The organism is Fischerella sp. JS2, assembly GCF_032393985.1.
GTDB lineage: Bacteria > Cyanobacteriota > Cyanobacteriia > Cyanobacteriales > Nostocaceae > Fischerella.
The window spans coordinates 3,009,609-3,024,292 of the sequence record NZ_CP135918.1 but is presented as its reverse complement, the minus strand read 5'-3'; the positions used below and the strand labels follow the sequence as shown (position 1 = coordinate 3,024,292).

The following is a 14,684-nucleotide window of genomic DNA, read 5'->3' as shown; positions in this document are numbered from 1 at the left end:
TAATAGAAAACCGCTATTATTAGCCATTAGTCATTAACCATGTTAAATTTTTGCATGTGGAAAAGGAAGTGATATGTCTTTGGAATATCCACAGGATTTAAGGTACTTAGATACTCATGAATATGTGCGTCTAGAAGGTGAAATAGCCACAATTGGTATTACTGCCTTTGCTGTAGATCAACTAGGAGATGTTGTATTTTTGGAATTGCCAGATATTGGTGACGCTGTTACCAAGGGAGAAAAAATTGGCACCATCGAATCCGTCAAAGCTGTTGAAGATTTAAACTCACCAGTAACTGGCACTGTTATAGAACGTAATGAGGAGATGATCGAATCTCCCGAACAAATAGCAGAAGATCCCTACGGTGAGGGATGGTTTATTAAAGTACGGGTGAATGACCCTGGTGAAATTGATGATGCACTTACAGCACAGGAATATAGTGCTGAGGTGGAGGGGTAGAAGAGTGGGGAGGTGGGGAGATGGGGCAATGGGGAGTGTGTAGACACGCAAGTGGCTTCCCGTAGGGTGGAGTGTGAGGAGTGTGAGGAGTGTGAGGGGTATTTCTTTCATTGATATTCTCTGTGTCCCCCCTGTCTCCCTTGTCGTCCTTGTCTCTCTTCCCTTGTCGTCCTTGTCTCCCTTGTCCCTCTCCCCTTTCCCCCTTCCCCTAGCCTCCGTGTCCCCGTGCTATCCGGGAAAATTTCATGAATCTTAGATGAACTGATATTTTAGATCCAACACATCAAGCATACTTATTGCAAAATATGAAATAGTAACGTCTGGAGAAGCTCTTTGTGGTAATATCTGCTCCTCGTCCCCAGTCAGGTAATCAGCAAGTTCTGGGCGAAAGCACTGAAAAATTAAGTGATTTTAAGCAAAGACATATTGGCCCTAACGCCGATGATATACAGCAAATGCTGGATGTGCTGGGGGTTTCTTCCCTAGATGATCTCATCAACCAAACAGTACCGCAGTCCATCCGGCTACCTTATGCTTTAAATTTGCCAGAAGCACTTAGTGAGTACGCAGCACTAGCAAAGTTAAAAGAAATTGCTTTAAAAAACCAAATTTTCCGTTCATTCATTGGTATGGGATATTACGACACTATCACTCCGGCGGTGATACAGCGTAATATTTTAGAAAACCCAGGTTGGTACACTGCCTATACTCCTTATCAGCCAGAAATTGCCCAAGGGCGACTAGAAGCACTGTTGAATTTCCAAACTATGATTATCGATCTAACGGGTTTGGAAATTGCGAATGCTTCATTATTAGATGAAGCCACAGCCGCAGCCGAAGCAATGAGTATGAGCTATGGTATTTGCAAAAATAAAGCAAATGCCTTCTTTGTCTCGCAAAACTGCCATCCCCAAACTATTGATGTGTTGCAGACACGGGCTAAGCCTTTGGGAATCAAGATTATCATCAGCGACCATGAATCTTTTGATTTCTCAGAACTCTCAGAACCGATTTTTGGGGCAATTCTGCAATACCCCGCCAGTGATGGCACTATTTACGACTACCGCGCTTTTGTAGAAAAAGCACATGCTGTGGGAGCATTGGTAACGGTAGCAGCAGACCCTTTAAGCTTGACACTATTGACTCCTCCAGGGGAATTTGGTGCTGATATCGCTATTGGTAGTACTCAGCGCTTCGGTATTCCCCTGGGTTACGGTGGCCCCCATGCGGCATACTTTGCTACCAAAGAAGAGTATAAGCGGCAAGTACCAGGACGAATTGTGGGCGTATCAAAAGATACCCAAGGTCAACCAGCATTACGTTTGACTTTACAAACCCGCGAACAACACATCCGGCGAGAAAAAGCTACTAGCAATATTTGTACAGCACAGGTGTTACTGGCTGTGATGGCAAGTATGTATGCTGTTTATCATGGTCCGGCAGGACTGAAAAAAATAGCTGAGAATATTCACACCTTGACTGGAACCTTAGCAGCAGGATTGAAAAATCTGGGTTACAAAATTAGTTCTGAAAGTTTCTTTGATACTATTCGTGTAGAACTAGGAAGTCGCAGTTTACAAGAAATTCTCGCTGCTTGTGAAGCCAAAAAAATTAACCTACGGGTTTTTGATGAAACTGCTGTAGGTATTTCACTGGATGAAACAACAACTACAGAAGATTTACAAAATCTCTTAGAAATTTTCGCCCTTGGAGAAGAGTTTATTCTCCCCACCCCCCCACCTCCCCACCTCCCCCTTAAGCGGACAAGCCCATACCTCACCCACCCCATCTTCAACCGTTATCACTCAGAAACCGAGTTGCTGCGTTACCTGCACAAGTTGGAAACCAAAGACTTGTCGTTAACTACATCAATGATTCCTTTGGGGTCATGTACGATGAAGTTGAATGCAACCTCAGAAATGATTCCAGTCACTTGGGCAGAATTTGGTAAAATTCATCCCTTTGCACCACAGTCACAAACTCAGGGTTATCAAATTCTTTTCCAAGAGTTGGAAGCATGGTTAGCAGAAATTACTGGTTTTGCAGGAATTTCTCTGCAACCAAATGCTGGTTCCCAAGGTGAATATGCCGGGTTGCTGGTAATCCACAAGTATCACGAAAGTCGCGGGGAAGCACACCGCAATGTTTGCTTAATTCCTACATCTGCCCACGGAACTAACCCAGCAAGTGCGGTGATGTGTGGGATGAAAGTGGTAGCTGTCGCTTGTGATCTTCAAGGTAATATTGACTTGAATGATCTCAAGGCAAAAGCAGAAAAGCATAGCAACGAACTCGCTGCTTTGATGGTGACTTATCCTTCTACCCACGGCGTGTTTGAAGAAGCAATTCAAGAAATTTGTGCTGTGGTTCATGCCCACGGTGGACAAGTCTACATGGATGGGGCAAATATGAATGCCCAGGTGGGACTTTGTCGTCCGGGAGATATTGGGGCGGATGTTTGCCACTTGAACTTACACAAAACTTTTTGTATTCCCCACGGTGGTGGTGGGCCTGGTATGGGACCGATTGGCGTAGCAGCCCATTTAGTAGAATTCTTGCCTGGAAACGCCGTTGTTGCAATATCACACCACAATCCAAAATCGATAGGCGCGATTTCTGCTGCACCTTGGGGTAGCGCTTCCATCTTGGTAATTTCTTGGATGTACATCGCGATGATGGGTGCAGATGGTTTGACGGATGCTACAAAAGTGGCTATTCTCAATGCCAACTACATCGCTAAACGACTGGAAGCACACTATCCTATTTTGTATCAAGGCAAAAATGGGTATGTTGCCCATGAGTGTATTTTAGATTTGCGATCGCTCAAAAAATCTGCCAACATCGAAATTGATGACGTAGCTAAGCGGTTGATGGACTATGGCTTCCACGCACCCACTGTTTCTTGGCCTGTGGCGGGTACAATCATGGTGGAACCTACCGAAAGCGAGTCCAAGGAAGAGTTGGATAGGTTCTGCGATGCGATGATTAGTATTCGTCAAGAAGTTGCCGCAATTGAAGCAGGTAAGGCGGATGTGCAAGATAATGTCCTGAAAAATGCACCCCACACTGCCGAAAGTCTAATTATCGGAGAATGGAATCATCCTTACTCCCGTGAACAAGCTGCTTACCCTGCACCTTGGACACGCGAACACAAATTCTGGCCTGCTGTTGGGCGTATTGATGCAGCTTTTGGAGACAGGAATTTTGTTTGTTCTTGTCTACCTATGGAGGCATATTCGTAGTTAAGGCTGATTCTCAAATATCTCTCTGCTTGCCCAAAGAAAAATATATTATGTCGAACACAGATGCACACCGATGAACACAGATGATTTATCGGTGTGCATCTCTTGTTTATCTGTGGTTGTTTTAATTCTGGAAATTGGTGTATTTTATCTATCTGAAAATGTCACCTACAACTAAATTTGGAGCTATGTAGAGACATGAAAATTGGTGTTTCTACAACTGAAATATTAATCGAATATAGAGTTCTAACATACTTGAGCAGGTTTTAGCTTTGAACCAAAAATTTATTTTACGGCTCTTATTTAAGCACTATTGCTATTATCCTTGAGATTTATTTTTAGCGAAAGCTTATGATCACAACAGCATAGTAAATTTAAAAGAAACATGCTTTCATAAGGCTATGAGTAGCTATCCAGATTTTTCCTCACAAGGTTATCAAGTTATCACTGAACTAGGACGAAATCGAGAAGGGGGACGAATTACCTGGCTTGCAACTGACTTAAATAAGTTTCAACAGGTGGTATTGAAGCAGTTTTGCTTTGCCCAAATTGGTTCCAATTGGTCGGCTTATAACGCCCATGAACGAGAAATTCAAGTGCTACAGGAACTTAATCATCCTGGTATTCCCCGTTATTTAGGTGCATTTGAAACTGAAGATGGCTTTTGTCTGATTCAAGAATACAAAAATGCTTCTACTCTTGCAGAACCACGCAGCTTTCAACCTGAGGAAATTAAACAAATTGCCGTCAAAGGACTAGAAATTTTAGTTTATTTGCAAAATCGCATTCCTCCCGTCATTCATCGAGATATTAAACCAGAAAACATTCTGGTGGATGACCAACTTAATGTTTATTTGATTGACTTTGGGATGAGTTGCTTTGGTAGCCAAGAAGTATCTGGTAGTAGTGTATTTAAAGGTACTCCTGGTTTTATCCCGCCTGAGCAAATGCGACAGCCTACTTTAGCCTCTGATCTTTATGGTTTGGGTGCAACGCTGATTTGTCTACTCACAGGTACAAAATCAACTGCAATTCAGAATTTGACTGATAATGATGACCCTTATTTAATCAATTTCCGTCATTTACTACCGAGACTAAGTCTGCGCTTTCTGAACTGGCTGGAATTGATGGTGCAACCAAGTCTCAAAAAACGCTTTACCAATGCTCAAACGGCTTTAGAAGCACTAAAACCACTTGATGTCATCCGTGTACCAGGAGTTGAGTTGAGTCAATCTGTGCTAGAGTTCCAAGCGACTCGCTTAGGCGAAAGACTGACGCAAACTATCACTGTCGAAAATCCAATACCTGACACAGTTTTGGCGGGTACATGGGAAGTCGCCCCCCATCTCCAAGATCCACCACATACCCCAAATGCTCACACTTGGATTTCTGTAGAGCCTACTAAGTTTACCCGCGATCGTACTGTGTGTCATATTCATGTGGATAGTAGCAAGTTGATGGCTGACAAGTTGTATAAACGTCAGCTGCTTCTGCATACGAATGCGTATCCAGAAATTTATCCTATGACTGTGAGAGTACAAACAGCTCCTCTACCGATTGAGAAGCGAAAATTACCGTATGCTGGGCTTGCTGCTTTGCTGTCGGCCTCTGCCATCGCATCTGTCTTTACAACTTACTTCATACTACCCATACTTTACACTAAGTTTATGTCTTTGATAGCGGGTATAGTTGCTGTTTGGGTTGTGCTTATAGCTTGGGCAAGGATGACGAATAGTTTTGAGGCTGCCGAGATTTTAGTTACAGTTGTTATTGATGTTGTCAGTGTGGCTTTGTTTATAGCAGTGACAAGGGCGGTAGCTTTGGCTTTTGCTTGGGCTTTGGGGGATGACATCGGGATTTTTGTTGTGATCATAGCTGGGTCAATAGCTTTCACCTATGCTCCGTTCAGGCTTTGTATGGAGTTTTCTGAATATTCGGATACGCCAAAATATACACAGGATGTGTCTACAGCTGTGTTGTTTCTACTCACATTGGCATTAGGAACCAGCATCGGAATTGGCTCTTTAGTCGGATTTCTTGATCCCTACATCCTATCAGCACTAGCCATGACCGGATTACCCCTAGTAACTATGTTGCTTTATCCACCCCTCCGGCGACGTCAGTTAATTGCTAAATACCGCCAGTCAGAAGAACGTCTCATCAAGCCATGAGTATTTAAAAGCTTCAGTCGGTTAAGGGTAGTGCAACCCAATAATAAATTAATTTAAGCAGGATGAAGTACTGTCAAATGCAAATCCTGTCGAGTTTTCCCTTGCAGATACCGTTCTTGTAATGGTTGCCATTGTTGCCACATTTGGTAACGATTTTCTACTAATAAAGCAGCAACAGTAGGAATTTGAGTTTGAATTTTTGACTCAAAGATACCTTCTAACCACTCAGCCAGTACTATACTATCTTGTATAGAACCCAAGATATCTTGGATCTTTTTTAGTTCTGCAATATAAGCTGTGTAAGTTTCACCGTATAAATCAGAAAATAACTCCATTTGGTAACGTATGCGTTTGGTTTGCTTACGTAGACTGTGAAGAGTTTTGCCGTTGGTTACTAATTCTTGTTCTATTTTTTTTGCTTCCCAATTATGCAAAACTACTATTTGATGTTCTGCAATTTCAGTCCCGACTAGCCAACCTGGATGTAGTAAGAAGTCGCTGACCTCTGGTAAAAGCAAGTCTGGTAGAACTTCCTGCATTGGTAAAGATGCCAGTGGTTGATAATTTGGTTCATCTAACCAGTTTTTTAACGCTAGTTTGATTGCTTTATAACGTTCATCTTTGAGTGTGTCTCGCACATCTGCAAGCGCCTCTTTCCGTTGTTTATCTAAAGCATCCAAAGCTGTTTGTAGAGATTGTTGTTCTTTTTTAGGCAATTGTGGTTGAGAAAGATGTTCAAGAGTTTCTTTTAATACATCTAAGTCTCGAAGATTGCCAAGACGACGCGCTATTTTTCCAATATTTTTATCGCTTACAGCCTTTGGTAGATTCACAGCAACTGCAAACCTACTAGTAGCTGTACGTAAGCGACGCATCCCTACTCGCATTTGATGTAATGCTTCTGGATCTTTATCTTTTTTAACTTCTGATTCCCATTTCAAGGTTTTCTTAAAGTGTTTTTGGAGTGCCGAATAAGCGTAATATCCAAGATTTTTCGCTTTCGGTTTGGCAGCCAATGTCATAAAAAATGATACGCCTTATCTAATTATTTCTGTTACCTATACTTCTTGAATCATAGCATTAGTCAAAAGTTACAATAGTTTGTTTGTAACTAATTTTATATAAAATTACTGTCTGAAAATATAATTATTACGACTAATGTTTATATTTTTGTGAAAACTCATATAATTATTAATCTTAAATAACAGAAAAGTCGTTGAGAATTTATTTTCTAATTAAAAAATCTCTAACTAAGTACAAACCTTAATTAACTCGTAACGAATTACATATGAAAAACTCTGCGTGACTCCGTGCTTACTCCACGTGCCTCTGCGTTTAAAAATGTAAAGATTTGACGCAAAGCTGTACTACTTAGCTAATGATTTAATAGATTTATAAAATTGAAATCAGTAATAAGTATTATTTAACACCTAAATATTTAATGATACAGAATAAAACACGTAGAAAAAATTTAACATGAAAAACTCAACTTTGTTAAACAAGGTTTTGCTCACATTTACTGATGGCTTTAAAGAACATCGAGAAGACCTATCGGCAGTAATGCTAACACCAGAAAAGCATCTCTGGTTTGGTTCAGATGAAACTTCAACTATTGAACGCCTCTCTTATATCGATGCTAATAATTTTAGTGAACATAAACAATTTCGTGTAGCAGAATTTATTGATTTACCTGCACCAGAAGAGGAAGAAATTGATATTGAAGGCATCGAGTATAGTAATAGCTATCTCTGGATTATTGGTTCCCATAGTTGGAAACGTAAAAAACCCAAACCAGATAAATCGGATATCAATAACATTGAGAGATTAGCTAAAGTAGCATCGGAACCAAATCGATATATCCTAGCACGTATTCCCCTGGTCGACGGAGAATTATGTAAATCTTGCTCTCATCCGGAAGATGCAAATGTGCAGTTAACTGCTGCTAAGTTGAAATTAACTGAATCTACAAATATGTTGATGGAAGTTTTGGCAGATGATCCTCATCTAGGGTTTTTTGTCACTGCTAAAATTCCTGGTAAAGATAATGGCTTTGATATAGAAGGTATAGCAGTTTATCAAGAGCGAATTTTTTTGGGTTTACGCGGCCCAGTATTACGGGGTTGGGCTGTAATTTTAGAAATAGAGGTAGAACTTTTGCAAACAGGACTACTAACACTAAAATCAATAGCACAAACAGGTCAATGCTATAAAAAGTATTTTGTATTTTTGAATGGTTTAGGAATTAGAGATTTACATCTAGCTGGAGAAGATTTACTGATTCTAGCAGGCCCAACAATGGATTTAGATGGCCCAGTGCAAGTATATCGTTTGCAAGTTAACCCCAGCTTGCAAGATGATGTCCTACACTACCCTGAATACTTACAAGATATTCCCTTTGGCAATAGAGATGATCATGCAGAAGGAATAACGCTGTTTGAAGAGATCAGCGGAACACCTTCGCTACTAGTAGTTTATGATTCTCCAGCAAATAATAGGTTAGTGAGTGATGGTAGTGTAATTGCAGATGTGTTTAAGTTGGGCTAGCTGGGGAGGTGGGGAGGTGGGGGGGTGGGGAGATGGGAAGATGGGGAGTGTGGGAAGTGTGGGGAGTGGAGGAATAATCACTAATCACTAACTACTAACTACTAACCACTAACTACTAATGTACAGACGCGAGGAACATCGCGTCTCTACCCAACAACAACCAACAACCAACCACTAACTAAATATTTGTGGAAATTGCTTGCACTGGACAAGTAGGTATACACTGTTCGCAGACGATGCAGCGTGATCGCGTAAATGTTAGTTTATAGCTTTCTGGGTTGAGGGTTAGGGCTTCGGTAGGACAAACCCCTGTACATAACCCACAGTGAACACAGACTTCTTCGTCTATGACTATTTCTCCTAAAGTGTGAGATACACTGATATTTTGCGATCGCATCCACTCTACAGCAGCATCTAATTGATCTATATCCCCAGAAAGTTCTACTACCAATTTACCAATTTGATTCGGTGCTACTTGGGCGCGGATGATATTAGCGGCGACGTTGAAATCTTTTGCTAGTCGGTAGGTGACTGGCATTTGAATAGCACGTTTGGGGAAAGTAAGGGTAACTCGTTTTTTCACAGATTTGGAAATAGGGATTGGGAAATTTGGAACTCGGAAGTCAGAATTAAATAAAGCGGTAAACTAAAAATAAGAATGCTTAATAAGTTTTAATAAATTCTGTTATGAGTACCGATACTTCTGGGAAATCTCCAACTAAATCAGAATTCAACGCTGGAACCCGTGTAAGAAACTTTTTAGTCGCCATAGTGGCGATCGCTCTTAGTATTACCCTTGTTTTGGGGTTGAAATCTCAAGGTAACACAGTTTCTCTGACTCAGCTGGGTGAAGAATCTACTCCTTTAGAAGTAGCTTTGGCTAATGGCAAGCCATCGTTAGTGGAATTCTATGCTAACTGGTGTACAGTTTGCCAAAAAATGGCTCCTGATATTGCCGCATTGGAAAAGCAGTATACAGAAAAAATTAATTTTGTGATGCTGAATGTGGATAATAACAAGTGGCTACCCGAGATGCTGAAGTATCGCGTTGATGGTATTCCCCATTTTGTGTTCTTAAGTGAAAATGGAGAACCTGTTGCTCAAGCGATCGGTGATCAACCCCGCAGTATCATGGCAAGTAATTTAGAAGCCTTGGCTGTTGGCTCACCCCTGCCGTATGCTCAAGCTAGTGGACAAGTTTCCAAAGTTTCAACATCAGTAGCACCAGCAGGTAGCAGCAATGATCCTCGCAGTCATGGTAGTCAAGTAGTGAATTAGTTGCTTGTTGTTGTTTGTGTGTTCCAATTAACCAAAAACTATCAATGAACAACAATTTATTAAACTTGATATATCGAAATAAATCGATATAATTGAATTATGGATAGTAAAGATATTGATATTTTTAAAGTCCTAGCAAATGAGACTAGATTACAGATCTTGCATTGGTTAAAAGAACCTGAGGTGAATTTTCCCTGCCAGGATGTAGATCCTCGCACAGTTGGAGTCTGTGTAGGTAGTATTCAGAAGAAAACTGGTTTGGCCCAATCTACAATATCTCATTACTTGTCTATGCTAGAAGACACAGGGTTAGTTGTTTCAACACGCATAGGACAGTGTACTTACTATCGTCGTAATGAAGAAGCTTTTTCTATGTTTGTTACTCATGTTGCCACTGATATATAAATAAAAATTTATAGATAGTTGGGTTTTGTTTTTTATTTTCTTATATCGAGATTGTTCGATATTTCTAAGCATCAAAATACTGCTATCGTATAGGTGCGAAGGGTAGGTAGCCAACGCTGTATAAAGGAGATAAGTATGCTAGCAAGCTATTTGTTATTATTAATTATTGGTTTGAGTGCTACCATTCTGGGAATGAAAATACGGGAGGAAGTCTACCGCATTGCCGTTGTGTTTAGTGGAGGAATGCTATTAGCAATGGGGTTAATATTGGCTCCTTCACCTGTACAAATCGGTTTTGGATTATTGTTGTTAGGGCTAGTGTATATATATTATCCAACCAAAATTTTAGATTAATGGGAATCAACATGAATTCCAATTCATACTGTTCGTTGTGAATAATTGAGAATCATTTTAACCAAATGATTACTCAATGATCAAAGCCCTAGATTTATCTATAGAATCAATTCACGCATCTCACAATCTGATGACTCCTGAATGGAACAGTTCCCTAAATTTATGTTTAGAACCAATCTAAAATTGATGATATTGCTTAATAAAATTTAAACCTAAAAACAGAGCAGCAACACTACCAGCTACACAAATTTCTCCTTGAATAATTTTTGTGAAAACTAATTCTATAGGGATGAGAATTACTTCTATTTCTTCTGTGATATCCAGTTGCTGTTCACTAGTTTTGCTGACATTTTCTGCTAAGAATAAATGTAATCGATTAGTATCTTTGCTGGGTCGATCATATAAAGTCGCTATTTTGTTTATTTCTTTAGCTGTATAGCCAGTTTCTTCCTGTAGCTCTCTTTTTGCTGCTATTTCGGCACTTTCTTGATTGGGATCAAAACTGCCTGCTGGTAGTTCGATAAAAAAATCTTTGACTGCATGTCTGTATTGGCGGACAAAGACAATTTCTTGATTGGCAGTTATGGGTAAAATTAATGCTACTTCTGGTTTAAGATGGACAAAGTAATCATCGATAATTTTGCCATTTGGGAGAAGAATTTCATCTTGCCTAACTTGACACCAGGGATGGTTTAAGACCATTTTGGATTGTAATAATTGCCATTTTTTTAATTTTTCCATAGAGTTTATTAATTCTGTGTAAATGAATATGAGAATTTTCTGATATGATAGATGACCCAGGGTAAAATATCTATAAGTAACGAACCACAAAGAACACGAAGAACACAAAGGTTTTCATAAAATAATACTAGTGAAAAATTAGAAGAGATACAAAGTGTTGCCTGATAATTTCTCCCAGGGTACAATTCTCCAAAATTATCTGTGGGTTAATTCCAAATCTAAAATCTAAGAATTAAACTGAAATTTGAATTATGCAAATTGAGGTGGAAATCTTTACGGTTAACAAACGATTTCCTTTGACTATTAGTCGTGGGACAACAGCACAGACAACTAATGTTTGGGTGAAGATTTCCGATAATAGTATTGAAGGTTGGGGAGAGGCGTCGCCGTTTAGTACAGGCAATTATCCGCAATCAACGGAAATTATTAAAGATGCTTTGCAAAAAGTCGCCCCTGCTTTGCAAGCATATAGCCCGTTGCAAAGGCAGCAAGTAGAACAGATTTTAACAACAGCCAAAGTTCCTTCAGCAGCGAAAGCAGCGTTAGATGTAGCAATGCATGACTGGCTAGGAAAGCACATTGGCTTACCATTGTGGCAACTATGGGGACTTGACACAAACGCGATCGCACCAACTTCTGTAACTATTAGCATTAATTCACCAGCAGGGGCAAAAGCTAGGGTACGGGATTGGTTGGAATTTCTGGATGTCCGTGTTTTTAAGATCAAGTTGGGTAGCCCAGAGGGTATTAACGCCGATCAAAAAATGTTGATGGCGGTACGAGAAGAAGCACCAATACAGGAATTATATGTTGATGCTAATGGTGGTTGGAATTTAGCTGATGCGACCTATATGTGTAATTGGCTGGCAGATTTGGGTGTAAAGTATGTAGAACAACCCCTTGCCCAAGGTCAAGAGCAAAGTTTAGCCGAACTCAAGATGCGATCGCCTTTACCTATCTTTGTGGATGAAAGTTGTTTCACCAGTGCTGATATCCCTCAACTAGCTAATATTGTCGATGGAATTAATATCAAGTTAATGAAATCGGGGGGATTAAGCGAGGCGATGCGGATGGTAAATACAGCCCGCGCCAATGGGTTACAGGTTATGTTTGGCTGCTATTCTGATAGTGCGCTTCTCAACACAGCAGCAGCACACCTATCACCACTAGCTGACTATTTAGATTTAGATAGTCATCTGAATTTGATTGATGACCCTTTTACAGGGGCATTTGTACAAGCAGGAAAAATTATACCAAACGACTTACCAGGCTTGGGGGTACAACGCAGTGCGTCTGCCACTTAATCAACGAGTAGCTATCTTATTACATGAGGGAATCAAGGGAACTCGCGGTAAAACAGGGTTATCACTTTTACGCTACAGTGAAGCCCCGATTGTAGTAGCGATTGATCGCGAATGTCCAGGGCAATCTTTGTCAGAGTTAACAGGTATTCGCCGCGATGTACCAATAGTTGCATCAGTCTCAGCAGCACTAGAGTACAAACCGCAAGTCTTAGTAATTGGCATTGCACCTCTAGGTGGCGTTTTACCAGATGATTACTGGCATGATATCAAAGATGCCTTAGCTGCGGGAATGTCACTGGTAAATGGTTTGCACGCACCACTATCAACCATACCCGATTTAAAAGCACTCCTGAAGCCAGGACAAATGATTTGGGATGTACGCAAAGAACCACCGAACTTGAGTGTGGCTGCGGCGATGGCGCGTACCCTTCCCTGTCGACGGGTACTGACAGTGGGAACTGATATGGCAGTTGGCAAAATGTCAACTAGCTTAGAATTACACTGGGCATCAAAATTGCAGGGCTGGCGTTCTAAGTTTCTGCCTACAGGGCAAACTGGTTTGATGTTAGAAGGAGATGGTATACCGCTAGATGCTGTGCGCGTGGACTTTGCTGCTGGCGCAGTGGAACAAATGGTCATGCGCTATGGTAAAAACTACGATATTTTGCACATTGAAGGACAAGGTTCCCTACTGCACCCTAGTTCTACAGCCACATTGCCCCTAATACGCGGTTCCCAACCAACGCAGATGATTTTAGTACATCGGGCAGGACAAACAGAAGTTGCTGATGGTGTGCAAATACCACCTTTAATAGATGTAGTCAAACTTTATGAAACAGTTGCCAGTGCAGGTGGCGCTTACCCGAAAGTACCAGTAGTAGCAATTGCCCTCAACACTCGTCACTTAAACGAAGCAGAAGCAAAAGCAGCGATCGCCCAAACAGAAACAGAAACTGGATTACCTTGTACAGATCCGATTCGTTTTGGTGCCGACAAGCTGTTGGATGCCATCATGCAGAAGTAAAATAAAAGCGCCAGTGAATACGGTGCAAAACCTGGCGCTGGTGCTATCGGTTATTTGGAAGCATCATTGTAAGCAAAGAGTTAATGATACGCTAGGGGGTCAGACCCTTTATGTGGGATTGGGGAGTGTGAGGAGTATGAGGGGTGTGTAGACACGCTCATAGGCTTAAGGTAAGGGTGGGGTGTGAGAAGTGGTAAACAACTAACCACTAACCACTAATGTACAGACGCGATGTTCCTCGCGTCTCTACCCACTAACCACTAACCACTCACTCTTGACTATTGAGTTACTTGAAATTTCTGGGATTGAGACGAGTACCAGATTGAGTCCGAGTCTGAGTTTGGGTTTGAGTTTTAAGTGCTACACCTTTTTTCAGTTGGCTACCAGTACCACCATCTTTTTGATCCAAGAAAGGTTTGAGGTTGACTGGCCCCTTAGATGTACGAGTATTGTTATTGCCGCTACCAAAAATAGTTCTAGCCTGGTTGTATATTTGTTCGACTTGGCTACCGCCGCTATTACGACTATTGTAAGTATTGACGGCTATGGTTTGCTGACCGTTGTCGGCTGAGATTAGGTTTTGGAAGACGCTATTACGTACGTTATAGGGGTCGTATCCGGGGGGTACTGTGAGTACAATTCGGCAAGCTGGGTTAGCTTCACTAGTTACACAGAGAATATTGTATCCATTTTGCGTGGCATTACGGAGTTCTGTTAAGCCATCTGGACGGTAACTTTCCAAACGTTCGGCTATGGTTAGACAGCGTTTATATTCATCCCAACCACCGCCCAATCTTTGCGGAGTCGCCCAAGCAAAGAATTGCCCTGGTCGACTTTCTGGTTGGTACATGACTGTATACTGCCCGTTATAGTTTTGACAGGTAAACCGGGCATTTGTGCTGTATGTAGTAGAAGTGCTGGTTGTAGTGTTTGAAGAACTAGTCGTGGTTGAAGTACCGTTGGCTGGTTGGGTTGGCACTACCACATCACCAACTTGTGCGGAAGCGATCGCATTACCTACAAATACAGTTAAACCGAGACCACTAGCTGCAAGTAATTTCAAGATTCGTGATGACATAGACATAAGAATTTACACTGAAATATCAATCAAATTAGGGAGTTGTTATATTCAATGACGAAAATTTTTTGGTTTTGATTCAG

At 41.1% G+C, this 14,684-nt stretch carries 13 protein-coding genes; 9 read left to right on the top strand and 4 right to left on the bottom strand.

The window, feature by feature from the left end; all coding sequences use genetic code 11:
- The first annotated feature begins 73 nt into the window (after positions 1-73).
- From gcvH to RS893_RS12640, 3 genes are all read left to right on the top strand, one after another.
- Positions 74-460: a glycine cleavage system protein GcvH gene (gene gcvH, locus RS893_RS12650; RefSeq protein WP_016866655.1), complete on the top strand. Its 387-nt coding sequence runs from the start codon at positions 74-76 to the stop codon at positions 458-460.
- Positions 461-795: 335 nt separating this feature from the next.
- A complete protein-coding gene (gene gcvP / locus RS893_RS12645; protein ID WP_315791465.1) occupies positions 796-3,702 on the top strand; it encodes an aminomethyl-transferring glycine dehydrogenase in 2,907 nt (968 codons plus the stop codon).
- A gap of 401 nt (positions 3,703-4,103) precedes the next feature.
- On the top strand, positions 4,104-5,873 hold the full coding sequence (locus tag RS893_RS12640; protein ID WP_315791464.1) for a serine/threonine-protein kinase: 1,770 nt from the start codon (positions 4,104-4,106) through the stop codon (positions 5,871-5,873).
- Between the two features lie 53 nt (positions 5,874-5,926).
- Here RS893_RS12640 and RS893_RS12635 read toward each other — a convergent pair whose 3' ends face one another.
- A complete protein-coding gene (locus RS893_RS12635; protein ID WP_315791463.1) occupies positions 5,927-6,895 on the bottom strand; it encodes a CHAD domain-containing protein in 969 nt (322 codons plus the stop codon).
- A 454-nt stretch (positions 6,896-7,349) separates the two neighbouring features.
- Between RS893_RS12635 and RS893_RS12630 the strand changes: the two genes are divergently transcribed.
- A complete protein-coding gene (locus RS893_RS12630) occupies positions 7,350-8,417 on the top strand; it encodes a DUF3616 domain-containing protein (protein ID WP_315791462.1) in 1,068 nt (355 codons plus the stop codon).
- Positions 8,418-8,595: 178 nt separating this feature from the next.
- On the opposite strand, the gene RS893_RS12625 is transcribed toward RS893_RS12630, so the two are convergent.
- Entirely contained in the window at positions 8,596-9,000 is a 405-nt protein-coding gene (locus RS893_RS12625; RefSeq protein ID WP_315791461.1) for an NIL domain-containing protein, read from the bottom strand.
- A gap of 104 nt (positions 9,001-9,104) precedes the next feature.
- On the opposite strand from RS893_RS12625, the gene RS893_RS12620 reads away from it, so the two are divergent.
- The 3 genes from RS893_RS12620 (at position 9,105) to RS893_RS12610 (ending at position 10,454) form a co-directional block, all read left to right on the top strand.
- Positions 9,105-9,695: a thioredoxin family protein gene (locus tag RS893_RS12620; RefSeq protein WP_315791460.1), complete on the top strand. Its 591-nt coding sequence runs from the start codon at positions 9,105-9,107 to the stop codon at positions 9,693-9,695.
- 99 nt (positions 9,696-9,794) lie between these two features.
- Complete coding sequence (locus tag RS893_RS12615) at positions 9,795-10,100, top strand: metalloregulator ArsR/SmtB family transcription factor (RefSeq protein ID WP_315791459.1); 306 nt, start codon at positions 9,795-9,797, stop codon at positions 10,098-10,100.
- A 135-nt stretch (positions 10,101-10,235) separates the two neighbouring features.
- Positions 10,236-10,454, top strand: a complete 219-nt coding sequence (locus tag RS893_RS12610) for a hypothetical protein (RefSeq protein ID WP_315791458.1) — start codon at positions 10,236-10,238, stop codon at positions 10,452-10,454.
- A gap of 177 nt (positions 10,455-10,631) precedes the next feature.
- Here the strand turns inward: RS893_RS12610 and RS893_RS12605 are convergent, their stop codons facing one another.
- Complete coding sequence (locus RS893_RS12605; RefSeq protein ID WP_315791457.1) at positions 10,632-11,195, bottom strand: NUDIX hydrolase; 564 nt, start codon at positions 11,193-11,195, stop codon at positions 10,632-10,634.
- Between the two features lie 251 nt (positions 11,196-11,446).
- On the opposite strand from RS893_RS12605, the gene RS893_RS12600 reads away from it, so the two are divergent.
- Positions 11,447-12,499, top strand: a complete 1,053-nt coding sequence (locus tag RS893_RS12600; RefSeq protein ID WP_315791456.1) for a dipeptide epimerase — start codon at positions 11,447-11,449, stop codon at positions 12,497-12,499.
- Entirely contained in the window at positions 12,483-13,523 is a 1,041-nt protein-coding gene (locus RS893_RS12595; RefSeq protein WP_315791455.1) for a DUF1611 domain-containing protein, read from the top strand. The genes RS893_RS12600 and RS893_RS12595 overlap by 17 nt, the downstream gene beginning before the upstream one ends.
- Positions 13,524-13,809: 286 nt before the next feature.
- Here RS893_RS12595 and RS893_RS12590 read toward each other — a convergent pair whose 3' ends face one another.
- Positions 13,810-14,601 (bottom strand): COP23 domain-containing protein, encoded by a 792-nt coding sequence (locus RS893_RS12590; protein ID WP_315791954.1) that lies wholly within the window; start codon positions 14,599-14,601, stop codon positions 13,810-13,812.
- Between the last annotated feature and the right edge of the window lie 83 nt (positions 14,602-14,684).

Excerpts from the sequence above, each read along its gene's own strand:
- gcvH (WP_016866655.1), top strand. The coding sequence starts at position 74 with ATGTCTTTGGAATATCCACAGGATTTAAGGTACTTAGATACTCATGAA.
- RS893_RS12640 (WP_315791464.1), top strand. The coding sequence starts at position 4,104 with ATGAGTAGCTATCCAGATTTTTCCTCACAAGGTTATCAAGTTATCACT.
- RS893_RS12635 (WP_315791463.1), bottom strand. The coding sequence starts at position 6,895 with ATGACATTGGCTGCCAAACCGAAAGCGAAAAATCTTGGATATTACGCT.
- RS893_RS12630 (WP_315791462.1), top strand. The coding sequence starts at position 7,350 with ATGAAAAACTCAACTTTGTTAAACAAGGTTTTGCTCACATTTACTGAT.
- RS893_RS12620 (WP_315791460.1), top strand. The coding sequence starts at position 9,105 with ATGAGTACCGATACTTCTGGGAAATCTCCAACTAAATCAGAATTCAAC.
- RS893_RS12615 (WP_315791459.1), top strand. The coding sequence starts at position 9,795 with ATGGATAGTAAAGATATTGATATTTTTAAAGTCCTAGCAAATGAGACT.
- RS893_RS12610 (WP_315791458.1), top strand. The coding sequence starts at position 10,236 with ATGCTAGCAAGCTATTTGTTATTATTAATTATTGGTTTGAGTGCTACC.
- RS893_RS12605 (WP_315791457.1), bottom strand. The coding sequence starts at position 11,195 with ATGGAAAAATTAAAAAAATGGCAATTATTACAATCCAAAATGGTCTTA.
- RS893_RS12600 (WP_315791456.1), top strand. The coding sequence starts at position 11,447 with ATGCAAATTGAGGTGGAAATCTTTACGGTTAACAAACGATTTCCTTTG.
- RS893_RS12590 (WP_315791954.1), bottom strand. The coding sequence starts at position 14,601 with ATGTCATCACGAATCTTGAAATTACTTGCAGCTAGTGGTCTCGGTTTA.